General features: G+C 40.1%; 9 protein-coding genes. All 9 read right to left on the reverse strand.

Annotated elements, in window-relative coordinates; all coding sequences use genetic code 11:
* Positions 1-257 precede the first annotated feature (257 nt).
* Positions 258-1,403 carry a thioesterase domain-containing protein gene (locus tag JBW_RS21420; RefSeq protein WP_007960104.1) on the reverse strand — a complete coding sequence of 382 codons (1,146 nt, stop codon included), beginning with the start codon at positions 1,401-1,403 and terminating at the stop codon, positions 258-260.
* Positions 1,404-1,602: 199 nt separating this feature from the next.
* A complete protein-coding gene (locus tag JBW_RS21425) occupies positions 1,603-6,501 on the reverse strand; it encodes an SDR family NAD(P)-dependent oxidoreductase (protein ID WP_007960103.1) in 4,899 nt (1,632 codons plus the stop codon).
* 84 nt (positions 6,502-6,585) lie between these two features.
* Positions 6,586-7,350: an enoyl-CoA hydratase/isomerase gene (locus JBW_RS21430; protein WP_007960102.1), complete on the reverse strand. Its 765-nt coding sequence runs from the start codon at positions 7,348-7,350 to the stop codon at positions 6,586-6,588.
* The gene (locus tag JBW_RS21435) at positions 7,347-8,609 is read right to left on the reverse strand and encodes a hydroxymethylglutaryl-CoA synthase family protein (protein ID WP_007960101.1); all 1,263 of its coding nucleotides are present in this window, start codon (positions 8,607-8,609) and stop codon (positions 7,347-7,349) included. The genes JBW_RS21430 and JBW_RS21435 overlap by 4 nt, the downstream gene beginning before the upstream one ends.
* A 20-nt stretch (positions 8,610-8,629) precedes the next feature.
* Positions 8,630-9,859: a beta-ketoacyl synthase N-terminal-like domain-containing protein gene (locus tag JBW_RS21440; RefSeq protein ID WP_007960100.1), complete on the reverse strand. Its 1,230-nt coding sequence runs from the start codon at positions 9,857-9,859 to the stop codon at positions 8,630-8,632.
* Complete coding sequence (locus tag JBW_RS21445; RefSeq protein ID WP_007960099.1) at positions 9,837-10,085, reverse strand: acyl carrier protein; 249 nt, start codon at positions 10,083-10,085, stop codon at positions 9,837-9,839. The genes JBW_RS21440 and JBW_RS21445 overlap by 23 nt, the downstream gene beginning before the upstream one ends.
* A 17-nt stretch (positions 10,086-10,102) precedes the next feature.
* Positions 10,103-16,327 carry an SDR family NAD(P)-dependent oxidoreductase gene (locus JBW_RS21450; RefSeq protein ID WP_052697343.1) on the reverse strand — a complete coding sequence of 2,075 codons (6,225 nt, stop codon included), beginning with the start codon at positions 16,325-16,327 and terminating at the stop codon, positions 10,103-10,105.
* 2 nt (positions 16,328-16,329) lie between these two features.
* Positions 16,330-23,862, reverse strand: coding sequence for an SDR family NAD(P)-dependent oxidoreductase (locus JBW_RS23865; protein ID WP_007957973.1), 7,533 nt, complete (start codon positions 23,860-23,862; stop codon positions 16,330-16,332).
* A 143-nt stretch (positions 23,863-24,005) separates the two neighbouring features.
* Positions 24,006-26,240: an ACP S-malonyltransferase gene (fabD, locus tag JBW_RS21460; protein WP_007957975.1), complete on the reverse strand. Its 2,235-nt coding sequence runs from the start codon at positions 26,238-26,240 to the stop codon at positions 24,006-24,008.
* Between the last annotated feature and the right edge of the window lie 383 nt (positions 26,241-26,623).

Raw genomic sequence — 26,623 nt, forward strand, 5'->3', positions numbered from 1 at the left:
ACTATTATTTCTGCAAAATCAACATGAATATCTGAAATGGCAGATACTTTCAATATATTTTCTCCTCAGATGTATTAACTATTATAACTCGACTCAGCCTTGAGACGCGCAAAGATTCGATCCAAGGGTCATATTTATGATTACTTCTCCAAACTTGCCCTCAGCAACATTACGGTCTCTCACATCCTGCCTCTCAATTTTCTTTAACATCCTCTTAGCTACTTTACCTTCACTGCAGAAACTTCTAAATTGCCATGTTACTTTTTTATAAATGATCTGAAATTCTGAACGATTTCTTTTTCAGAATATAGCGTTTCGCAAAAGTCACTAATTGCATTATAGGCCTTGGGTTCAGCTAACAACGCTATATGGCTGGGGGAATCTACATCCATCATGTGAAAATCGGGAATGTTCTTTTCCCAGTTCTTCCAATAATTCTGATGATCAAATCCTATTTCATGATCAGAAATTCTAAAATATGGTTCTAATTCGCCATAAAATACCCCACTCTTATTGCGAAAATAGTAACAAGTTACAGACTGAGGTTCAGTTAGTGGCAATACAGAAAAATGTTCTACTCCATAAGCATGATGAACCGTTGTACTTTTCTGTATCTGGGCATATAACTCAGCTTCTGTTTGAGGCAATCCACGTGCTTTGGCAATCATGATTAACTGCTGGAAAAACGTCTCATCATCTACATCTAAATTCACTTCATCCCTATGAATGAGTGTTTGGATAAACTTTTCCGGTTCTTGCATCGTTTTTGACATTAACACCATGTTAAGGGCTTGCAAAAATATAATTTTTTGCATGTCTTTTTTAGCTTCAGCATTATATGGCGAATCCAAAGATACTGAATCTACCATGACAATCGTGCTAATAGTTTGCCCTAATTCTTGTAATTGACGTGTAACTTCATACGCCAAACGCCCACCTAAAGAATATCCACCAATATCATAAGGCCCTTCGGGTTGTACTGTTAAAATAATGTGAACATAATATGCAGCCATTGCTTGGATCCCATATAATGGAGAGCGATTACCTATCCAGCCCCGTGGTTCAATACCATAAAAAGGTCGCTGAATCTTCCGAGCAATGATCCTATATCCTGATACAGTACCGCTTCCGCCATGAATCCAAAATACAGGTTTACCTTGATTTTCTTTATTGAGATGAATAAGTTCAGGAAATTGCGGCCATATAGGTGATTTCATTACAGGTGAAGCAACCATAGATTGTGTCTTTTTTATTTCTCCATGGCCATGCGCTATGTGCCGCTCTGGTGATTGCACCAAAGGTTGCTGCGGTGTTAACCCGATCATTTTTCTTACCTCTTCTTCGGCATCTTCGGGACTCATTTTGCCTGCTTGTAGTGCACGGAAAATATCTTTTGAATTCATAAATAACCTCCTGCTATTATTTCTGCCTTAATGTCATAATCCATGTTTTGCAATCGCAAAGGATAACGAGAAACCAGAGCCATTAGCCCATGAGCTATCCGCTTTTACTCCCCGGCTAATCGAACTCCACGATTGGCAACCTGAGTTCCTGTTTTCCAATGACCATAAAAAATAGTTTTAGCCTATTATCATATTACCATTAGGCCTTTATATATAATTGATGTAATTGTTTATCAGCCTGTTCGATATCTAAATTTCCCTGATGTACTTGCTGTATCAACTCGCGTAAGGAAGGGGATGAAATTGATTGTAAGGACACTTGATTCAATCCTCCCCTATGGTGGTTATTTAATTCTTTTTCTAAAAATCCGGCGAACTCACGAATATTTGGATAATCATACACCTTGGTTGCCATAATTGTGATACCATACTGCTTATTGACCGCCTGAATCCATTCCACACCTATAATCGAATCCAAACCCATATCAATGAAATTTGCATCCACATCAACATCGCTTTGCTTCATGTACAAAGCCTCTGCCAAGCTTGTTGCCAATTCTTCCTGTAATGTTTCTACCGAAAAGGAAACCGCCAATGGATTGGACTTCCCTTGGTTTTCAATTTGATCAGATGTTGAACCCCTTAGATCTGTTGCTGATTCTATTGATGTCAATTCGACGGATTGCAGCGAAAATTCCTTTGGAGACTGGTCTAAACCTGAAATCGCTTGTATTCTTTTGGGGGGATTGCTTTGTATACTCAATTCTTTATCCAAGAATCCGGCGAACTCACGAATGCTTGGATAATCATACACCTTGGTTGCCATAATTGTGGTACCATACTGCTTATTGACTGCCTGAATCCATTCCACACCTATAATCGAGTCCAACCCCATATCAATAAAACTTACATCCACATCAACATCACTTCGCTTCATACACAAAGCCTCCGCCAAGCTTGTTGCCAGCTCTTCCTGTAATAATTCTGTCGGAATACCTGGTTGAGCATGAGTCACAAGTTTAGATTCCTCGTTATTTTTAGGTTGTAATGATGAAACACTTGTCGACGATAATGCAATTAATTGTCTGGTTTGACCCGCTGGATTGCTCGGTAAAGTGGGTTGATCTGATAATGTCCGTAAAAGAACCCCTCCCTGTTTGTCAAATCGCTTAGAAGAATTTGATTCTGTTATGGGTTGCAATAAATGTTGGGCAGAGGTCAAATTAAACTGCTGTTCAGATATATCTGAAGTATTTCGATACGACGAAGAGTGGTCTATAGCAGCAGCTTGTCTTACAGTTGTATCGCTGACAAATTTGCTCTCTTGCTTAGGTGCCCAATAACGTTCCTTGGCAAAAGGATACGTTGGTAGACTAAGACGATGAGGTTTGATCTCACCATATAACTTATCCCAGTCAAAAATCAAACCTTTGACCCAAAGATTGAGAAGTTTTGCATATTTCCTACGCTCTATCCACTTATCAACGGCTTCCAACAATTCTTCATCTGCTTTAAAAATAGCCAACATCTCTTTATTACGTTTGACTTGACCTCGATATAAATCTTCCATATTTTCTTCCTGACCATCTACAAAAGCTCTCAGTTTCTCTTCAAGTTCTTTTATCGATCCCACAATCACAGCCAAGCGTTCCTCCATTGCTTCCCGTCCGATTTGAAGAGTGTATGCTATCTCAGCTAAACTGGCATCTGAGAATTGCTGATCCCCAATAGCAGTGAGCAATCGCTTAGCTTGTTCATAAAGTTGTTTCTCATTCTTTGCCGATAATAAAATGATTGCTGGATTCTGATTGGTATTCATAATCTGAGGTCTTTCCAATTGGGGGGAAATATATTCTTCGATTACTACATGAGCATTTGAGCCTCCTGCACCAAATGCAGAGATACCAGCCATTCGTGGATATTCCTTGCTTTCTCCATTGAACTCCAGAACCGGTCGTTGCCATTGTTCAAGCTCTTGCTGAACTTTAAAAGAGGTATTGCTGAAATCAATATTAGGATTTAATGTCTTAGAATGTAATGAGGGCACTAATTGATGATATTTGAGTTGCAATAATACTTTTGTCACCCCTGCAATACCTGCTGCACTCTCACAATGCCCAATATTTGATTTTGCCGATCCAATAGCACAAAACTGTTTATCTTGCGTAAATTGCTGAAAAGCTTTATTCAAACCCAATATTTCAATTGGATCGCCTAAGGAAGTTCCAGTGCCATGTGCTTCGATATAACTAATCTTCCTTGGATTTATCCCGCCTTTTGCAAAAGCTCGTTTAATAACACTAGCCTGCGCATTTGGATTAGGAACTGTATACCCATTTGTTTTTCCACCATGATTGATTGCAGTCGCTTTAATAATTCCATAAATATTATCCCCGTCTACAATGGCTTTAGACAATGGTTTTAAGAGCACTGCGCCTACGCCTTCTCCAGGCACATAGCCATCACCTCCCAGACCAAAGCTTTCACACCGTCCCTTGCTTGATACAAATTTTCCCTGTCCGAGTAGTAGATATTTATTAGGATGAATGGAAACATTGACACCGCCTGCAATTGCAAGTTCACATTCGCCTTGTCGCAAACTTTGACAAGCCAAATGGATTGCCGTGAGAGAAGAAGAACACATCGTATCTACGGCCAGACTAGGTCCATGGAAATTACAAAAATAAGACACACGGTTGGCTATCGACGACGGATTCCCAGGAAGAGCAGACATTTTTCCTAATGCTTGTTTTTGAGCTCCGTAGAGCTGGTACTCTTCATACATCACTCCTACATAGACACCTACATTACCTTCCAAATCAAAGTCCCGCGAACTAAAGGATTGTCGAGTATAGCCCGCATCTTCTAACGTTTCAAAGACGCACTCCAAAAACAATCGCTCCTGAGGGTCTAATATTTCCGCTTCTCTTGGAGAGATATTGAAGAATAAAGGGTCAAATTGATCTACGCCTTCTATAAATCCTCCCCACTTGCTATAAGTTTTTCCAGGCTTGTTCTTATCTTCATTAAAATACAAACTGTGATCCCAACGCTCCTTGGGAATTTCAGTGATGCAATCCTTACCATCTCGCAAGTTTCTCCAAAATTCTTGGATATTGGCTGCTCCAGGATAACGCCCTGAAAGACCAATGATCGCAATATCCCTATGTCCCGTATTGCTTTCTTTCTGTGATTTTATATTAAGGGATGCAAAACGTGAGCGTCCGCGACTGCTGTGGTTTGATTGTACAGGCTCTGCTACAGTTACATATTCTTTGGCGCTCTCGATACTTTCAGCTTTCCTCTCAAGCCCTAGCAATTCTATCAACTGGTCTCTATGGGAACCAACAAAATATTCGGTTAGTTCTTGAATTGTTTGATATTCAAAGAATAAAGTCTTCGGCAACGAGCCGAATGTTTTTTCTAATTGATTGGTCAATTGCATAATCATCAGTGAATCAATTCCGTACTTTTCCAGCTGAACATCTGCTTCGATTTGATACTTCGGAAGATTGATGATAGATGAAAGCTGCTCTTTAAAATAATTTATTGCTTTTTCCTTGAACAATTTTGGCTCAAGAACTGGAACTGTTTTCTTTTCTTCCACTGTAGAAGATGGGTTGGAGACTTCTACTCCAGTTGTTTGACTCAAAAATACTGTATGGAGTCGTTTTATATCCCCTTCCATGACCATCATTTGATCCTTATCAGATGCTAATCCCTGATACAAGGCTCTAATGCCGTTTGATGTCTTCATGGCAATCATACCCATACTTTGCATCATCAACTTTTCAGTTTCTTCATCAATCTGCATACCGCCCTCTTTCCACAGCGGCCAATTGATGGATAGCGTCTGACCTTGCCGTTGCTTTGCAGTCACCAACAAGTTACGATACCTTGCATAGACGTCCATAAAAGCATTAGCAGTTGCATAATCCACCTGACCTGGATTACCTAAGCTTCCAGCTATCGAGGAAAAAAGAACAAAAAGATCCAGTCCTATATCCTGGCTTGCTTGATCTAGATTGACTAATCCTGTGACTTTAGGAGCCAACACTTTTAGGAACTCATCTTTTGTCTTTTTAATAATAAAGTTATCTCGGATCACTCCCGCGCCATGGATGATGCCATCAAGACTTCCATACTGCTTCTGAACACTATGGATTAAATCAGCAACAGCCTGTTTCTGCGTCACATCAACCTGTTTGTATTCTATTCGAACGCCTAAACCCTCTAATTCCTTAAACTTTTCTCGCTTATCTTCCCCCAACGGGGATCGTCCAGTCAGAATCAATGACGCATTCTTGACTTTATATGCAATGTCTTTGGCAAAAATGAGTCCTAGACCACCAGCCCCTCCAGTAATGAGATAGATGCCTTGGTCTTTCCAAGGAATGTTCGCTTCTTTCTGGGATGCTTCAACTTCCCGCCAACTGCTAACCAATCTTTTGTCTTCTTGGTATCGAATTTGGTTTTCATGGGGACTTTGACTGTTTTCCTTGAGTTTTCCTACCATTTTCTCAAAATCTTCCCACCGATCCACTCCAATTAATTGCCCAATGAGCTTGGGATTCTCAAGCTGAGCGGTTTTCAAAAGCCCAGAAAGTCCAAAAAAGAGTTGCTGTTCATCCCGAGTAGAAACTACTATCTGGACTAGCACCTTACCGATAGGTTTTTCTTTGAGAATACGTTGAATCTCCTCAAAGACTTCAATAGCATAGGTTTGGAATCTTTCCTCAATATCCGTCTGCTCAGATTGCAAGGTAAGGAAACGCACTCTAGTCATTTTGCTTTCGATGATTTCTTTAGTAACTTCATCCGGTTCACAAAGCACAACTATCTGCTGAGCATAGTCAGGCGCTGTGGCTTGCTGAAGAATAACTTTTTCCTTCCAGCAAGGCGTAAGCTTCAAAGTCCCAATAGGTTCTGAAGAACCCACTGTGCCCACTTCACCTTCCGGCACACCTGATGAAACTTCCTTTATCCGTAAACCTCCACTTGTTGAAACTGTTTTTATATTTTTCATTAATGCTCTCTTTGCATCTTCATGACTTATTTTCCCTGCTTGCAGAGCAAGTAAAATTTCTTGTGAGTTCATCAATATCCCTCCTCGTATCTTTTATATTTAGACGTACCTTGAGCGACTTTCATCTTATTCATCACCCAGAATACCGATATTGTATCAGCCTCTCCACGGGAGTTGTCCTTTTTCCACATACAGAAAAATTCGTTCCAGATTGCGAGGGTCTGAAAACAGATCTTGATTTGCCGCTACGGCCAAGGATTTTGATTGAAGTAGTAATTCATATAACTGGCTCATATATCTTTTATACTGTAAAATTCCCGTATTAGATAAACATTTAAGACGAAGTAAATGCTTGCGCAGCAAGTTTTCACTATTAACATCATAGGCATCCACCAATCCCCATATCTGTGCCTGCTGAACTGATATCGGCTGAGTCATTAGCGTCATATAATGAGCCTTTTGAAATCCAACCCGACGAATCAGAAACGGTAAAACGCAGGCTGGAAAAAGACCAAACAGTAATTCAGACAAGCTAAACTGCGCTGTCGAATTGGCAATTACAATATCGCTAGCTGCAACAAATCCTATCCCCCCTGCATTCGCCTTTCCACGAACATGGGAAATTGTTATGTACGGCCCAGTTGCCAGCTTCAACCACAGATCATATAAGGGCTCCGGACTTTGTCCATTGGCTTGTCCACTTACCATCTTTTCATGTATACCCTGAAAATCAGCCCCCAAAGAGAATACTTCCGGTGAGCCTTCTAACACTACGATAGTAATAGATGGTTCACACAATGCCAACACCTGATGACACTCTTCAACCAAGCGCTCATTAATTGTATTATTGGCCGCAGGACGATTAAACTGTAAGAAACAAATCGGCTCTTGAAAGCGAACTTGAATCGTTTGATAACTCATGAAATCCACTCATATTCACGATGAAATTCTCGTATCTCTTTTAAAAATAAGCGTTCCTTTCCTTTGCAGGAAGCCAACGCTCCCGAAATAAAGTTTGAATCTAATTTGACATTTCTGGTACCAAATTTTACCGTACCACTACCTTTTAATAAAGCTTCATATTCATCCATAGATAATCGATAGCGTTCATTTAATTGACGCTCCATTCCAAAACGCCGCTGGTATTCTTGCCCTTGTGCTGTAACAACCCCACTATAAAATTCAGAACAACAACCCGACCCATAGGAAAAGCAACCAATTCGTTTAGGCGAATCAAAGTGCCCTTGATCAATAGTGCTGGCCAAGGAAAGGAATACTGTAGCTCCCATAATATTTCCGACACGTTGACAATAAGTCAATCCCTGCATCACACGCTGTGCAAAATCTTCTTCTATTTCAGGGGGCTTAGCTTTGGCCATCTTCCTCATCATGCTGCGATGTGCACCTTTCACCATACCGCCAAAGGGGGTATGAAATGCAAGATACTGAAATGTTTTTCGATAATCCACACCAGTTACCCGTTTTTGATATTCCAAAAATGCTTGTTCACAACAATCCAAATAGGACATTAATGATAAATCCGCATCCCCAGCTTCACTATCAGCAATCGGTCTGCAAGTATCCATCACCTCATAGCCATAATATCCGTTGGCCCCCACATCTACTTGAAATACACGGGGATTTTCGCTGACCAGGATTGCCACAGCTCCCGCACCCCCACTTGGCTCTGCAAAGGACCAATCCATTGTCAAAGCATCTCCCCCTTCAGCAATCATAAATCTGGAAATATCAGTTGCTATTACCAAGGCTTTAGCACCAGGCGATACCTGGGATAGAATGAAATTAACTGCCATCTGAAATCCAGCAGTACCCGAATAGCAAGCATTTTTGAGTTCAAATAAGCGACAATTTCGCTTAAGTCCTAAACAATCGTGAATATAGGTACTCATAGATTTTCCAAAATCAATACCAGATTCCGTGCATGTAATCAATAGTTCAATCTGCTCCTTCTCCGCTGCAGAAAGAGAGTCTATCACTGGTTTTGCTGCGTTAACCCCATAGGTGATTGGATCTTCATAGGGCAGGGCTACAGCTTTTTCTTTCATTAATAAATTTTCAAATCTGGTAATATCCAATTGACGATGCTGGGCCAATTGCATTACATCAAGATAAGTCGTTCCTCCAAAAACATTCATCGCTTCAATTCCAACAGAAATCATATTTATTCCCCCTCACGTAGTTATTTTGCATTTTGTAAACAAATTGCCGTATTAATCCCCCCAAATCCCATGCTTAAACTTAAGGCGTGTTTAATATCATGCGGAACAGATTGTCCTCTAACCCAATTAAAAGAGGAATTTATGGGGTCTTCTAAATTTCTTGTAGGGTGGAGCCTAGACTCTTTCATTTGTATAAGAGTAGCAATAATCTCTACAGTTCCTGCTGCACTCAGTCCATGGCCAGTAATAGACTTTGTTGCATTGATATAGGCATGCGATAACTGACAATCCTGAATTGCCTTTATTTCTATCTCGTCGCCAATCGTCGAACCTGTTCCATGAGGATTAATATAATCAATTTCTTGAGGCGATAAATTCCCTTGCTTCAAAGCTCTTCTAATCACCTGAACCTCCCCCTCATAGGAAGGATTCGGATTCCGATTGCCATCCATCGCTACAGCCCAACCTGACAGTATTGCATAGGGCTTTATCTGGCGACTCATGGCAAAATCGGCTCGTTCTATTACGACTGCACCACAGGATTCTCCATAAATAAATCCATCCCGATTTTTATCAAAAGGTCGACAAGCCATGGCAGGTTCATCAGCATATCGATCAGTTCCCATAGCGCCTAAAGATCGCAATGCCTGGCATTCCCAGTATGTAAGATCCATTAAAGCTCCCATAGCAATGCAGATGTCAACTTGGCCCGTTTGAACCGCTTGAATTGCCTGAAGAATGGCCACTTGACCACTAGCAGAAGCACCTCCCACCGTATATGCAAATCCTCGAATCCCAAATTGCTCTGTACAAAGTCCACATAAATCGCTATCCATAAAGGATATTCCATATGTGGGTCGTACAAGATGGGCACGATCTTTATAATTTTCATAGGTTTGTATCAAATCTCGCTGCTGTAGGTTAGATCCGCCAATCACCAACCCAATGCGGCTAGGATCCACTGCAGCCAAATTCGCCTCGTCCCAGGCTTCTTGCAGAGTGACCATAGCCACCTGCCCCGAAAAAGATGCAGTTCTCAACACGCGTTTTGAAAAACGTTCTGGATAAGACAAGGAAGGTATCTCTGCACCGATAAATGAAGTGTCTTTTTGCCGCCCAGGGCGCTGCATTACCCTAAATGCATGCTGCCCCTGCATCAGTGCCGGAGTAAATGCAGCTTTTCCTTGCCCAATAGCCGACGTGATACCAACACCTGTAATCAAGAGCTCAGACTGATTTTGATTTTTCATATAACACCTCTGCTAATTCTCCTATGTTTTTTGCTCCAAACAGCTCCACACGCGGAATCTGCAAAGATAAGGCTTCCATGGTCATTGCTACAATCTCAGCACGATCCACCGAGTTCGCCCCTAATTCTGTCAAGCGATCACTAGGTTTAAATACATGACCTTCTAACTCTGGAATTACCTCACAAGTATTTCGTGCAATAATCTCGAAAATATCCTCTTTTTTCATCTTTTTCCTCCTATTTATTAAAGCTGACACAGCAATTGTTCAGCCTGTTCGATATTTAAAATTCCCCGTTCTACTTGCCATAACATATCATCTAAGGAAAGTGATGGGATTTTATAAACGTTGTCTTCCAGTACTCTAGTTGAAAAGCCCTTCATCCGTACACATATTTTCCCTGTTTCATCACATAATGTGATATCAAGTTTCTGCACTTTATCTCCAGCTTTGCTGCCTTCACCATATCGAACCAGGGCCCACATTGCAGAAGAACACTTTCCAAAGATCTCAAGTTCTCGTAAAGCAAAGGGTAATGCCGGTTTACGAGACGCTATGCTGCCAGAGAAAGGTGTATTAACACTACCTATCATCAAACCTATCGACGCTTGTAAAGCTGAATCCATTAAACTAGGGTGTAAGACAAATTGTTCTTGCGTATCAGAGATATGGGAAGGCAAGGATAGCTTCGCCAACACTTGATCTGATCCCACAAATGCCATCTCAATACCCCGGTGACCCGGACCATAGTCAATTCCCATTGCACTATAAGCTTCGTAGAATTGGTCGGAAGAAAGGCTTTGACTGCAACGGGCTTGTAATTTCTTAATATCCAGGATTGGAATTTCAGAGATCAAACTCATTACTGCTATGCCCTGACTATGCACTACAGACTCCGCGCCAACTTTCTTAGACTCACTATAGATTTCATAAGCAATCTCTCCGTTGTCTTCAGGGTATAGCCGGATATGTACCTGTAACGGCTGATTCCCCACGACAATAGGCCTAACCCAAGCCACGTTTTTGAGTTGAATTTGGGTCTTCTCATCTATTAGAACTCCTGCAGCTTGTTCTACTGCCGCGCGAGTCATTTCAAGGTAAGCTACCCCAGGCAAGACTCGTTCACCTTTCACTATATGATCCGCCAAGAAAAATTCTTGACCTGTAAAGGTCGAACTGAAACGTTGTTCAGATAAATCTGAAGTATTTCGATGCAACAGCGGATGAATAGGAGCTGTTGACGCTAGGGTTGCCGTGCTACCAACAAACTTAATCTTGTTCCTTGAAATCCAGTAATGTTCCCTGGCAAAGGGATAGGTTGGCAGGCTGATACGATGAAGTTTTTTCTTCTCATATAGTTGATTCCAATCAAAACTCAGACCTTTGACCCAAAGGTCCAGAAGTTTAGAATATTTTCCTTTAATTACCCAAGCATCAATCGTTTTTGCCATATCTTCATCTGCTGCAAAAATAGCTATCGTTTCTTTATTACGTCTTACCTGCTCTTGATATAGACCTGGAATACCCTTATGACCTTCTGCAAAAGCTTTTAGTTTTTCCTCAAGTTCTTTCATAGATCCTACAATCACAGCCAGGCGTTCTTCCATGGCTTCCCGTCCTACCTGAAGAGTATAGGCCATATCAGCTAAACTGGCATCTGATAATTGCTCTTCTCCAATAGCTGCCAATAGTTGCTGCACCTGCTCTTTAAGTTGCTCTTCATTCCTTGCTGACAATATGATAATCACGGGATTATTCTGAGTGATTGTGCTTTGAGATCGTTCCTCATTCTTAGGAATATATTCTTCAATTACTACATGGGCGTTGGCTCCCCCAAAACCAAAAGAACTCACACCAGCTCGCCGCGGAAGGTCGTTGCCCCTCGCATCTTGTAACGTCTTCCATTCTCTAGTTTCTTGGACTATGTGAAATGGACTATCTTTAAGCTCAATATATGGATTCAAGGTATCGCAATGAAGGCTTTTGGCCAGTGTTTTGTGTTTGAGTTGCAATAAGACTTTGATTACACCTGCGATTCCGGCAGCAAGTTCCAAATGACCAACATTACTCTTCACCGAACCTAATCCACAATGGCTACTTACAACATGAGAATCTCCTGTGGCCTCATACAGTTCTTTGAAAGCTGTCTTTAGCCCGTTGATTTCAATCGGATCACCAAGTTTTGTACCAGTTCCATGGGTCTCAATGTAAGTAACGGTTCTCGGATCAATTCCAGCCTTAGTGTACGCAGCTTTCAACACTTCTGCTTGAGCCTTAGGGTTGGGAGCTGTCAAGGAATTGGCCTTCCCCCCATGATTCTCGGCAGTACCCCGAATAATACCATAAATATGGTCTCCTGCTTGCTCCGCATCCTTGAGCTTTTTCAGGAATATCATTCCGGCCCCTTCTCCCCTCACATAACCGTTAGCCTTGTCGGAAAAAGTTTTGCATCGTCCATCTTCACAGAGCATTCCAGCTTTATTGAAGCTGATTTGAACCTCCGGCATCACGATAGTATTTACACCACCAACGATTGCCATCTCGCAAGTTCCACTCTCTATGGCACTTACCGCCCGGTGGATGGCGATTAATGAACTTGAACATGCTGTTTCAATAGGTTCACTGGGTCCATGAATATTTAAAAAATAGCTCATCCGGTTGGGTCCTACCGAAGGCACAATGCCAGTATTAGAATAACCTTCAATTGGCCTATTAGCCTGAAAGACCAGCTGCATATAACCAGTGCCTGTTGTTCCCACAAAAATGCCTGTGTTGGTTCCCGAAAGACTTTGAGCCGAATACCCGGCATCTTCAATGGCTTTCCAAACATAGGTCATCAATAGGCGCTGCTGGGGGTCCATAAACTCGGCTTCTTTGGGAGATATACCAAAGAATAATGGATCAAACTCATCTATACTATCAATAAAGCCGCCCCATTTAGCATTTGTTTTATTTCTATCTTGTTTAGGATCACCATAATACTCCCGCCAATCCCAACGCTCTTTAGGGATTTCAGTGATACAATCCTTACCTTCTGTAAGATTATTCCAAAAATCATTTACATCTTTGGCCATAGGAAATATACCACTTATTCCTACAATTGCAATAGGTTCAGGACTGATAGTATCCGTCTTCGATGAGTTCGCTGCTTCTAATGTGGGTGCCGTCACCATTCTTGCAAACCGGGAACGTTTTTTTCTTATGCTGGATAGAATTTCTTCCTTAACTTGCACAGGGGGTTCAGCCTTAATTTGTACGCCCATTTTTGTTTTAAGCACAGCTTGGTGTTCTTCCACCAAATATTCTGCAAAACTATGAAGGGTTGGATATTCAAAAAATATAGTGGGCGTTAGTTCAAGACTGTATTCCTGATTCAGTTGATTGGCAAATTCAGTAAATGTAATCGAATCAAACCCATATTCACTCAGATCGGCCTCGGCATCAACATCCTCGCTCTTAACTTTAAGTAATTTTGATACAGCTTGCAGTAAAACGGTCTGCACGTTGTCCAGTATATTACCCATATCAGTCCCTCTTGTAGAATCAGATGCTATGGGAACTATCTCTGGTTCCACTTTAAATACTGCTTGGTGTTCTTCCACCAAATATTCCGCAAAACTATGAAGGGTTGGATATTCAAAAAATATAGTGGGCGTTAGTTCAAGACTGTATTCCTGATTCAGTTGATTGGCAAATTCAGTAAATGTAATCGAATCAAACCCATATTCACTCAGATCGGCCTCGGCATCAACATCCTCGCTCTTAACTTTAAGTAATTTTGATACAGCTTGCAGTAAAACGGTCTGCACGTTGTCCAGTATATTACCCATATCAGTCCCTCTTGTAGAATCAGATGCTATGGGAACTATCTCTGGTTCCACTTTAAATACTGCTTGGTGTTCTTCCACCAAATATTCCGCAAAACTATGAAGGGTTGGATATTCAAAAAATATAGTGGGTGTTAGTTCAAGGTTGTATTCCTGATTTAGTTGATTAGCAAATTCGGTAAATGTAATCGAATCAAACCCATATTCACTCAGATCGGCATCGACATCAATATCCTCGCTCTTGACTTTCAGTAATTTGGATACAGCTTGCAGTAGAACGTTCTGCACATTATCCAGTATATTACCCATATTAACCTCGGTTGTAGCAGAAACTTTCGATTGCTGAGTGTTATAAGTTGTCATCAAAAGTTTTTGTTTCATTCGTGCCAGTTTGCCCTCCATCACCATCACCTGCTCCTTACCAGAAGCTAAGCCCTGATACAAGGCTCTAATACCGGTTGGTGTCTTCATGGCAATCATGCCCATGCTTTGCATCATCATCTTTTCGGTTTCTTCATCAACGTGCATACCGCCCTCTTTCCACAGCGGCCAATTAATGGATAGGGTCTGACCTTGCCGTTGTTTTGCATCTACCAGAGTATTACGATACCTTGCATAGACGTCCATGAAAGCATTAGCGGTTGCATAATCGGCCTGACCTAGATTGCCTAAGCTTCCTGCTATCGAGGAAAAAAGAACAAAAAAGTCAAGATTTAAATTCCGGCTTGCTTGATCCAGATTGACTAATCCAGTGACTTTGGGAGATAACACTTTTAAAAACTCATCCCTTGTCTTTTTAATAATAAAGTTATCTCGGTTTACTCCCGCACCATGAATGATACCATCAAGTCTTCCATATTGCTTTTGAACACTATCGATTAAATCGCTAACAGCCTGCTTCTGGGTCACATCAATTTGCTTATATTCTATTCGGACGCCAACCTGCTCTAATTCCTTGATCTTTTCTTGCTTGTCTTCCCTAAGCGGGGATCGTCCTGTAAGAATCAATGACACATTCTTTACTTTATGTGCAATATCATTTGCAAAAATGAGACCGAGGCCTCCAGCACCTCCTGTGATGAGATAGATGCCTTGGTCTTTCCAAGGTATACCCACTTCTTCCTGAGATGCTTCCACTTGTCTCCAACCGCTAACCAATCTTTTTTCTTCTTGATATTGAATTTGATTCTCAAAGGGACTTTGGCAGTTTTCCTTGACTTTTTCTATGATTTCTTCAGAATTTGTCCACCGGTCCACTCCGATTAGTTGTCCTATAAGTTTAGGATTTTCAAGCTGAGCGGTTTTCAAAAGCCCGGAAAGTCCAAAGAAGAGCTGCTGCTCATTCTGTGTACAAACTACAATCTGAACTAGCGCCTTACCGGTCAGTCTTTCTTTGAGAATGCTTTGAATTTCCTCAAATATTTGAACGGCATAAGTTTGGAATCGTTCCTCTATACTGTTCTCCTTAGATTGTAAGACAAGGCAATGCACACCCCTCATTTGGGTTTTAATACTCTCCAAGGTAACACCATCTGGTTCACAAAGTACCACTACATGCTGAACATAGTCAGGTAATACAGCTTCTTGAACAGCAGTTTGTTCCTTCCAGCAAGGTGTAAGCCGCAACGTTTCGATAGTTTCTGAGGAACCTATAGTACCCACTTCGCCTTCCAACATTCTTGATGTAAATCCTTTCATCCGCACACAAACATTTCCTATTTCATCACATAAATCAATATCAAGTTTCTGCACATTATCCCCAGCTTTGCTGCCCTCACTATATCGAATTAAAGCCCACATTGTTAAAGAACAATTACCGAAAATTTCAATTTCTTGTAATGCAAAGGGCAGAGCGAGTTTTAAGGGGCGCGTACTATCGCCCATCATTAGACCTAATGATGCCTGTAAGGCTGAATCCATCAAACTGGGATGCAGAACAAACTGATCCTGCATAGTAGTAATGGTCGATGGCAAAGACAATTTTGCCAAAACTTGGCCCGATCCTATATAAGCTGTAACAATACCCCGATGTCCCGGACCATAGTCAATTCCCATTGCACTATAGGCTTGGTAGAATTGACTAGAAGAAAGACTTTGATTACAATGAGCTTCTAGTTCCTTAAGGTCCAACGTTGGAGCTTTCCATGCCGAACTCAACACTGCAATCCCTTGACTGTGTACTACAGGTTCTATGCCCGCTTTTTCAGATTCACTAGAAACTTCATATGTAATCTCTCCATTATCTTCAGGATAGAGTTCAATATTTACTTTTACTGGCTGTTCCTCTACGGTAATAGGCCTCGACCAAACTATATTTTTAATCTTAAGCTGGGTCTTATCTTCTTCTAAATCTCCTATGGCTTGTTTTACTGCCTCTCGTGCCATTTCAAGATAGGCTACCCCAGGTAAAACCCGTTTCCCCTGCACTACATGATCCGCCAAAAAAAACTCCTGACCCGTAAAAGTTGAACTAAATCGTTGCGAAGAAAGATCAGAAATATTTTGATGCAACAAAGGATGAATAAAATCAGATTTCGCAGAAATAACTTGAGTTTGTAATTGACGTATTAAATCTTTTGCGTCTATTTTTGCCAACCTCTTGTTTTTCACTTCATATAAAATATACTGAAGAAAATCTTTCATATTTACCTCCTACTATTGTCAAATCCCATTATTTTTGCTTTTTGCAAAGCACTATCAATGCTTATCGTATTATTCATTACCTCATCCAGTAGTTGATCAAAAAATGCATCATCAAATTGAATGTTTTTTTGATCAACTAAGGAAGAAATTTTACGCTGTTTGTCACTTTTCGGAACCCAATAGCGTTCCCTGGAAAAAGGATATGTTGGTAAACTGGTACGATAAGGTTTAATTTTCCCATATAGCTGATTCCAATCGAAATTCAAACCATCAACCCAGAGTTCTAGGAGCTTCCCATATTTCTTTTGAGAAATCCAATCACCTATAGTATTTGCCATATCCTCTTCTGCTGGGGAATTAGTCAATTTTGCTTTCTTACGTTTGGCTTGCCCCCGATATAGATTAGAAATCCCACCTTGGTTTTCTACAAAACTCTTTAGTTTTTCCACAAGTTCTTCACTTGACCCCACGCTCATAGCCAGACGTTCTTCCATTGCTTCACGTCCTACTTGAAGAGTATAAGCCAGATCAGCTAATCCAGTCGCTGAAATTTGTATTTCCCCAATAAAGTCAACTAATTGCTGTGCCTGTATTTTGAGTTGCTCTTCACTCTTCGCCGACAACACGATAATGGCAGGATTTTGAGGAGTAATCACAATTTGAGGTCGTTCCTGCTTCTTAGGAATATATTCTTCAATTACTACATGAGCGTTCACGCCACCAAATCCAAAAGAACTTACACCCGCTCGCCGCGGAAGTTCTTTGCCCGCCACATCTTGTATGGCTTTCCATTCCTTAGATTTTTGGACTATATAGAATGGACTATCTTTAAGATCAATGTATGGATTAATCGTATCGCAATGCAGGCTTTTGACTAACGTTTTATGTTTGAGTTGCAATAAGACTTTAATCACACCTGCAATACCAGAGGCAATTTCCAAATGACCAATATTGGTCTTGACAGAACCGATTCCACAATGACTATTTACAACCTGGGAATCGCCTGTACGTTGATACAATTCTTTAAAAGCAGTCTTTAACCCATTGATTTCAATTGGGTCGCCAAGTTTAGTGCCTGTTCCATGTGCCTCAATGTAAGTGACAGTTCTAGGATCAATTGCAGCCTTAGTATAAGCAGCTTTCAATAATTCTGCTTGAGCCTTGGGATTAGGAGCCGTCAGGGAGTTGGCATGTCCGCCATGGTTCTCGGCAGTACCGCGAATAATTCCATAGATGTGATCGCCCGCCCGTTCGGCATCTTTAAGTTTTTTCAGAAAAATCATGCCCGCTCCTTCACCTCGAGCATAACCATTGGCTTGATTGGAAAAAGTTTTGCATCGTCCATCTGGCGAAAGCATACCCGCTTTACTAAAACTTATATGATAGTCAGATGAAGGTATTGTATTAACACCACCAGCAATCGCCATTTCGCAACTTCCACTTTCAATAGCACTTACTGCCCGATGGATGGCGACTAGCGCACTGGAACAAGCGGTTTCAATCGGCTCACTTGGTCCATGGAAATCGAAAAAATAACTAGTTCGATTAGGCCCCACGGAAGATACCATACCTGTTGAAGAATACGCTTCAAATGCTACATTATATTTAGCAAGTAATCGGCTATAGCCAACATCCATAGTACCTACAAAAATACCTGTATTCGTTCCGGAGATGCTTTGTGCTGAATAACCGGCATCTTCAATAACTTTCCATACATAGGTCATCATTAGACGCTGCTGAGGATCCATAAGTTCAGCTTCTCTGGGAGAAATTCCGAAAAAGAACGGATCAAACTCAGCAATACTGTCAATAAATCCACCCCATTTGATATTTGTTTTATTGGCATCTTTTTTCGGATCACCATAACATTCCTGCCAATCCCATCGATCCTTAGGAATTTCTGTGATACAATCCTTACCTTCCTTTAGGTTTTTCCAAAATTCATTCACATCTTTAGACATAGGAAAGCTACCACTCATTCCAACAATTGCAATAGGTTCAGGAATAGTTTTATCTGGTTGTAATGGTTCTGATGCAGATAAAGCTACCGTTCTTACAAACCGAGAATATTGTCTTTTGCTGGTTAGAATTTCTTCCACTTCGTCTCCCATGGCTTGTATAGGAATTTCAACTTTGGTTTGTGCTGCAAATCTTGATACAAATGCAGCTTGATGTTCTTCCACCAAATATTCAACAAAACTATGAAGAGTTGGACGTTCAAAAAATATGGTAGGAGTCAATTCAAGCTTGTATTCCTGGTTAAGCTGATTGGCAAATTCGGTGAATGTGATGGAATCAAACCCATATTCGCTCAGCTCGGCTTCAGCATCAATATCCTCAATCTTAATATTGAGCAATTTAGACACTGCTTGCATCAAAATTACTTGCACTTTGTCCAGCATATTATTCGTATCCATCCCAATTGTAGAATCGGATGCAGCAGGGCTCTTGGATTGTTGATTTGAAAGCAGTTTTTGCTTCATTCGTATAAGCTTGCCTTCCATAACCATTACCTGATCTTTGCCAGAGGCCAAGCCTTGATACAAGGTTCTTATGCCAGTATTGGTCTGCATGGCGATCATCCCCATACTTTGCATCATCATCTTTTCGGTTTCTTCATCAACATGCATCCCACCATCTTTCCACAACGGCCAATTGATGGATAGCGTATGACCTTGTCGTTGTTTTGAATCCACAAGAGCGTTACGGTACCTTGCATACATATCCATAAAAGAGTTAGCCGTGGAATAGTCGGCCTGCCCTAGATTACCTAAGCTTCCTGCTATTGAGGAAAAGAGAATAAAGAAGTCAAGCTTTAGATCCTTGCTTTCTTGATCTAGGTTGACCAGTCCGGTTACTTTGGGTGCCAGCACTTCTAATAGTTCATCCTTAGTTTTTTTGATAATGAAGTTATCTTGCTTCACTCCCGCACCATGAATGATACCATTAATATTCCCAAAGTCTTTTTGGATGATCTGGATCAAGCTGGATACGGCTTCCTTTTGAGTCACATCAACCTGCTTGTATTCGATCCGAGTACCCAAGCCTTCTAATTCCCTAAGTTTTGCTTGTTTTGCATCCCCCAGTGGAGATCGTCCTGTCAGAATCAACGTTGCGTTCTTGACTTTATGTGCAATTTCGCTGGCAAAAATAAATCCTAAACCACCAGTACCTCCAGTTATGAGATAGATACCTTTGTCTTTCCAGGGAATGTCCACTTCTTTCTGAGAAGCTTCCACTTCCCTCCAATCGACAACCCATCTCTTCCCTTCTTTGTATTGAATCTGGTTATCATTACTTTGACTGTTTTCCCTCAGTTTCTCTATGATTCTTTGAGAATCTCCCCATCCAGCCACGCCAATCAGTTGTCCAATGAGTTTAGAATTCTCAATTTGAGCAGTTTTCAAAAGCCCGGAAAGTCCAAAGAAGAGCTGCTGTTCATTTTGTGTAGAGACTACAATCTGGATTAATACCTTGTCCACAGATTTTTCTTTGAGGATACTTTGCACTTCCTCAAATACTTGGACTGCATAGGTTTGGAATCGTTCCTCTATGCCCCTCTGCTCAGATTGCAAAGTAAGGCAGCGCACTTCCTTCATCTGGGTCTTAATGCTTTCCTGAATCACCTCATCCGCTTCACAAAGTATCACTACATGCCGAGCATAATCAGGTAATGTAGCTTCCTGAAAAGCCGTTTGTTCTTTCCAGCAAGGTGTAACTGTCAGCGTTCCGAGCGTTTCTGTCGAATTTGCCGAACCTACTTCGCCCTCCAAAATCCTCGACGAAAATTCCCTCATCCGCACACAAACATTTCCTATATCATCACACAAATCAATATCGAGCTTCTGTACTTTATCCCCGGCTTTACTTCCTTTGCTGTAACGAATCAAAGCCCACATAGTAGAAGTGCATTTACTAAAAACTTCAAGCTCCTGAAGTGCAAAAGGTAAGCACAGTCTCAGATCACCAGAGCCCATTAGTAAGCTAATCGACGCCTGCAAGGCAGAATCTAATAAACTAGGATGCAGGACGAATTGGTTTTGGGTTGCGGAGACAGAAGCAGGCAGGGACAACTTAGCCAATACTTGATCTGGTCCTCCATAGATCTTCTCAATCCCTTGGTGACCTGGACCATAATTAATTCCCATTGTGCGATATGCTTCATAGCATTGGCTGGATGAAAAACTGTTTTGGCTGCAGTTAGCTCGTAAGACCTTAAGATCAAGGGTGGGAACTTGAAAAGCTGAACTTAATACTATATTACCTTGGCTATGTACTATAGGCTCTACATTGATATCCTTAGAATCACTATAGATTTCATAGGCAATATTTCCATTATCTTCAGGGCATAGTCCAATCTTTACCTCAACTGGATGAGTCCCTACGGTAATAGGCCTAGACCAAACCACATTTTTTAGTCGAATCGGAGGAGTTTGACCTTCTTGTGATCCCCCCACTGCCTGTTCCACTGCCGCTCGTGCCATTTCAAGATAGGCCACCCCAGGCAAGACCCTTTGCCCCTTCACTATATGGTCCGCCAGAAAAAACTCTTGACCCGTAAAGGTCGAACTGAACCGTTGCTCAGAGAAATCAGAGATGTTTTGATGCAATAAAGGATGAATAGAAGCTAGATTCGTAGTATTTTTTGCTGCTTCTAAATGTAAACAAGGACTTTTTACTTCCATAGCTTTGTCAGGCAACCAAAATGAACTCCGATTAAAGGCGTAAACAGGCAAAGGAATATTTTTAAAGGAATTTTCGGGATATAATTTTTGCCATTGAATTCCCACTCCCTGCGTCCATAGTCCGACTAATGATTCTTTAAGAGCTACAGAGAGTTCTGCAGTCGGATTAAAGGTGATTACTTTGCTTGCTAAAGGATCAGAGGTTAGCTTCCCAAAATTTACATATGTCATATCCGGTAAAAGCGGTAGATCTTCCAATACCAACATCTGTTCAAACCAGTTTTGAATATCCGGTATTACGATCTTTTTTTGACTGTATTCGTTTAAATAGCTATAATTAGTTTTGTTATTAATCTTGCTTTGCCGGATGTTTAAAGTTGTGGCAATCGCGGCTAGGTCAGGATTTTTACTCAATAATAATGTGATCAAAGTTTCTTTAGGCATTACTTCATCCAGTACAAGATCTAGCAATTCATAGAACCTCTGATCTGTTATCAGCTTCCGTTCAGATAAACTCCACTTTTGGTTGAGTTTATATAAAGAACTCAGCATAATAATCATTAATAACAGTTTTCTCCCACTGAAACCTTCCTCTCCTGGAACTAAAAAGGTTTCATCATTAAGCAGTTTTTTAACATCTAATTCTACCGACTTCAACTTGTTATCCCATTGTTCTAAATACTTAACAAAAGTAAACTGATTTGTTAATAGCGAATTCGTTTTTTCTAAATAATGTGATACTATTTCATCAGAAATGTTTAGTTCACCTATCAAACTTCCTATGTATTGGGCATCAAGAATATATGGATTTAATACTTGTCGGTTAATTGGATCATAATAAGGAATAATCGGTCGAGTAAATTTTAACTGGTCTACTTCTTTTTTCCCGCATAAGACTGCTAAAATTTCTTTTATATCGATTACGCCGCTAATAGCTAAACTAATCCATAGCCCTTTCTTCAAACCAGTAATCAAATTCAAAGAGAGTCCTAATTCGATTAAAGTAGAAATAATGGCATAATTCAATATAAATGAATACAAAGTTACATACGGCTTTGGCCAACTCTTCTGAAAAAATCCCTCTCTGATCTGATGATCTACGTCAAATTCATCTAATGAATCTAAAACCTGATCAAATTTCTCTTTAAAAATAGGGAATTCTTTAATAGTCTCTGCCAAATCAGTATCATTCCATGAAATTTCACCAACACGCAAGCACCAGGATTCGTCTGTTATCTTATTAACAGAAACAGCTGTCACTTTTTCCAGAAATTCTATTAATTCGGCTTTATTTTTAAGCAATTTCCCGCAACGGTAAGAAAAATCTTCCCGAGTTAGCAGGGTCAAACAAATGTCTTTAAAATCAATTTTTGAAAAGCTATCACTTTTGGTAAATTCTTTCCAATTATGCAGTACATCTTCCAGACTATGGGGATTCTTTGCTGAAAGTACAAATGGATAACTTGATAAAGCAAGAGACTCAGATTCAATTATTTGTTCAGAGTATTCTTCAAGCAAAACATGACCGTTGACGCCTCCAAAACCGAATGAACTAACCCCTGCTCTTAATGGCTCTCCTTCTTTTCGACTAACCCAATTGGTCAGACCACTAGCAATAGAAAAAGGAGAATTTTCAAAATCAATAATCGGATTTATGATTTTCATATTTAAACTAGGTGGAATTTTCTTATGGCGCATCATCATTAAAACCTTAATAACACCCGGCATTCCCGCCGCTGCTTCCAAATGTCCCACATTTGTTTTAACAGAACCAATTTTGCAAAACTGTTTTTCAATTGTTGATCTCTGAAACGCCTGTGTTAAAGCTTCTACTTCAATGGGATCCCCTAATGAGGTCCCTGTACCATGAGCTTCTATATAAGTAACTGTATCCGGGCCAAATCCAGCATCTTCATACGCTGCTAAAATTACATCCCGCTGCGCCTCCACCCGGGGGGAGGATATTGAAATTGCTTTCCCGCCGTGATTAACAGCACAACCTTTTATTACTCCGTAAATATTATTTTTATCTTGAACTGCTTTATCTAAAGGCTGTAGTAATAAAACACCAATACCCTCTCCGGAAACAAAGCCATCGGCATCTTTATCAAAAGTTTTACATTTTCCGTCTTTACTTAACATCCGGTTTTTTGACCACATTAAGTACCTTATAGGGGAATAATGTAAATTAACTCCTGATACCAGCGCATAATCACTGTCCCCAATGGCTAGCGCTTTTTTAGCGTCGCATAGTGCCACCGTTGCTGAAGCGCAAGCCGCCTCAATTACTTTGCTCTCACCACTTAAGCCTAAATAGTACGATGTTCTGTTTGCCAGCATAAATTGATAATTTCCTGATCCTGAATATAAGTCTATATCATTTTCGGAAGGAGACTTCAGATAGGAATCCAATGCCATAGCCCCTACATATACGGAGGTCCTTTTTTTTTGTAATTTTTTCAAAGATATCCCGGAATCCTCGATACAACGCCAAGTTTCCTCTAATAGTATCCGTTGCTGGGGATCCATATTGTCGGCTTCCCGAGGAGAAATATTAAAAAAATTATTGTCAAATTTATCAATATTATCCAGCAGTCCACACCATTTACTAATACTTTTACTATCATCACCAGTTGGAGAATAATGTTCATCCAAATTCCAACGATCAATTTCCCGAATTGAATTAACTCCTTGTGATAAATTTCTCCAAAATTCTTGATAGTCTTCTGCTCCAGGGAATCGGCAGGCTATCCCGACTATGGCAATATCATTACAATTGCCTGTACTATTTGTTTTCTTGCTTTCATTCCCATTCTTTTTAACCTGACTTTTTGGTTTCCGCTCTTTCATTGACTCACCCACTTTTCTAGTTTTCGCAATTACTTAAGTCCCAAAGTTTTCTATCTCCTGAATTTTAACGAATATTTATTTCATAATTGATACATAATATCGGAATAACTGTTTAGAAAACCATCTTCCCTAACTCTGCTAATTTAAGCACTTAGGAAAGTATTAAAACGTTGATCCAATAGTTCCGCTGTTTCATGCATTAGTTTTAATGCTATTTCGTCAACATGCCGTTCTTGCCAATTTTCTAAAGTTGTTCCTCTAACCCATTGATTAAAAGATCCTAGTGCCGGACCGCAATGAATTTGAAAGTCTACTTTAGATTCAGTACTCCCACTTAAAGCCAGACGACTACTATAGCCAAAATACCATCTGAAAATCAAAGCCATCTTGTGTTTAGGGTTGCGTTCCGCTTTTTCGATTTCTTGAGCTGGATAAAAAGCTTTGACATCATTATAGACTTCTTCAAAACTTCTTTTAAAATATCTCTCCTGAATCTGTTTCTTAGTCTTTTCATCAATTTCATTCAAGGAATTATATTGACGGTATAACTCAAATAATTTGTTAGCCCTGGCTGAAAAAAATAATCCTTTTTTTAACACTTGAACTTTAGCACCCAATTCAAACATATCCCCAGCTGGTGCATACTCCGTATCCTGGACATCCATTTCTTGCAATAAATCTTTTACTGCATCACTGGTAGCTGCTTCTACCGTGCATTGGTTGATCGAACCTGTTACGATAAAGTCTGCACCTAATATAAAAGCTGCTGCCGCGGCCTGAGGAGTTCCAATTCCACCAGCGGCTCCTATCCGAACCTTCTTATTATACTGATATTTTTCCATCATATCGTCTCGTAATTTGATTACTGCTGGTGTTAGTGCATAGGCTACGCCACCATCTGTATGACCGCCAGAATCGGCCTCCACACAAATATCATCCGCCATAGGAATTTGGGTAGATAAATCAGCTTCCTCCTGTGTAATCTTATTTTCGCTTACTAGCTTAGCGAGAATTTGTGCCGGAGCCGGACTTAAGAATGCTTGTGCCACCTCCGGCCGAGATAATTTGGCAATAATCTTGTTTGAAGTAATAACTTTTCCTTGTTCATTTTTTTTTAACCCTTTGACACGATATTTTACTAAGGACGGCGTAACATTTATAAAGGCCGCTGCTTCCACGTTTTTTACGCCATAATTTATATAAAGATCAATTGTTTTTTCTTCCATTTCAGGATTGTTTGGATTATGTAATAAATTCATCCCATAAGCTTCTCCTACTAAGAGCTCCTTTTGAATATATTGAATTGCATCTTCAATTTGCGACAAGTTCAAGCCTCCCGTACCAAAAAAGCCTAGCATTCCTGCCTTGCCCATTTTTACTACTATTTCTTTGGACGCTACTCCCCGATACATTCCACCGGTTACATAAGCATATGTAAGGTTATAATCCTTTTTAAACTCAGAACTCCCTAAACATGAAGGTAGAACATTTTGAACTTGCTTTTCAGCACTTTTAATTACCAATGGCTTCGCTTCTCTTTTAATCCGTTGAACTAATCCGGTTAAAACTTTACCTGATCCAATTTCTTTAAATTCCATTTCTCCAAGCCCCATCAAATATCTAATACTTTCTGTCCATTTCACTGGATGTGTAATTTGTTCCACTATATTTTGTTTAATATCAGATTGTTTATATGGTCTGGCATGAACATTGGAAATTACAGGTATCGCTAATTGGAAAAATTCAAAGCTATTTATAAAGGTTTCAAATTCTCTTTTAGCCCCTTCCATATGACGAGAATGAAAAGCTCCGCTTGTTTTTAAGGTAACAAACATTTTTACGTCCTTAATCCCCTCAAAAATAGGCTGAGCATGTTCAATGTCAGTTTTCAAACCCGAAATTACAATTTGAGTCGGTGAATTATAATTTGCAATATCTATACTCTGCAAATTATTTTGTTTTAAAACATCAGCTATTTGCTCTTCATTTAACCCAATCACTGCGGCCATACCACTCCCGGTAGCATGACTCATTAGCTCGCCTCTCTTTTGCACCAGTTTCAATCCTGTTGCAAAATCAAATGCTCCTGCTGCAAATAATGCATTATATTCCCCTAAACTATGACCGGCAACAAAATCGGGCTTTATCCCAGTTTCTTCAATTCTTTTAAGATAGCTTAGTGCATTTACTACATATAAAGCAGGTTGAGTATATTGGGTTTGACTTAAATTTAAGTCTACATCTTCCAAACAAAGTTCCTTAATCGAATATCCTAAAATTACATCTGCCTCTGCCGTTAATTCTTTAAATTCATCAAAAAGTGTTCCCCCCATTCCTTTACTCTGGGAACCTTGACCAGGAAAAACATACGTAATCATTTCTTTTCTCCCCTTTCATAATAATTTTCTAATTAAAACTCTCTTTTAATCTTTCAAGTTTTTTAATTTCCTGACTAAAAGGAGTTAAAACGTCATAAGTTTGGGATATCTTTAAATTTCTTAATTTTTAATAAAAAAAACCACAAAAATAACATTTATCATTTACAAATCTCCGTTACTATGCTAAAATTAATGTGCATATGTAAAATATGCCAAAGCAGCCCATAAATCAGTGGATTCCCGCCAAAGAAGCTTACTGATTTATGGGTTATTGTTCTTTCACGCTAAAAATACGCATAAAAAAAGCACACTAAAGCATACCAAAGCAACCACACATATCAAAGGATTCCCGCCAAAGAAGCTTACTGATTTGTGTTTGTATA

Source organism: Pelosinus fermentans JBW45 (assembly GCF_000271665.2).
Taxonomy (GTDB): Bacteria; Bacillota; Negativicutes; order DSM-13327; family DSM-13327; genus Pelosinus; species Pelosinus baikalensis.

Excerpts from the sequence above, each read along its gene's own strand:
- JBW_RS21420 (WP_007960104.1), bottom strand. The coding sequence starts at position 1,403 with ATGAATTCAAAAGATATTTTCCGTGCACTACAAGCAGGCAAAATGAGT.
- JBW_RS21425 (WP_007960103.1), bottom strand. The coding sequence starts at position 6,501 with ATGAACTCACAAGAAATTTTACTTGCTCTGCAAGCAGGGAAAATAAGT.
- JBW_RS21430 (WP_007960102.1), bottom strand. The coding sequence starts at position 7,350 with ATGAGTTATCAAACGATTCAAGTTCGCTTTCAAGAGCCGATTTGTTTC.
- JBW_RS21435 (WP_007960101.1), bottom strand. The coding sequence starts at position 8,609 with ATGATTTCTGTTGGAATTGAAGCGATGAATGTTTTTGGAGGAACGACT.
- JBW_RS21440 (WP_007960100.1), bottom strand. The coding sequence starts at position 9,859 with ATGAAAAATCAAAATCAGTCTGAGCTCTTGATTACAGGTGTTGGTATC.
- JBW_RS21445 (WP_007960099.1), bottom strand. The coding sequence starts at position 10,085 with ATGAAAAAAGAGGATATTTTCGAGATTATTGCACGAAATACTTGTGAG.
- JBW_RS21450 (WP_052697343.1), bottom strand. The coding sequence starts at position 16,327 with ATGAAAGATTTTCTTCAGTATATTTTATATGAAGTGAAAAACAAGAGG.
- JBW_RS23865 (WP_007957973.1), bottom strand. The coding sequence starts at position 23,862 with ATGAAAGAGCGGAAACCAAAAAGTCAGGTTAAAAAGAATGGGAATGAA.
- fabD (WP_007957975.1), bottom strand. The coding sequence starts at position 26,240 with ATGATTACGTATGTTTTTCCTGGTCAAGGTTCCCAGAGTAAAGGAATG.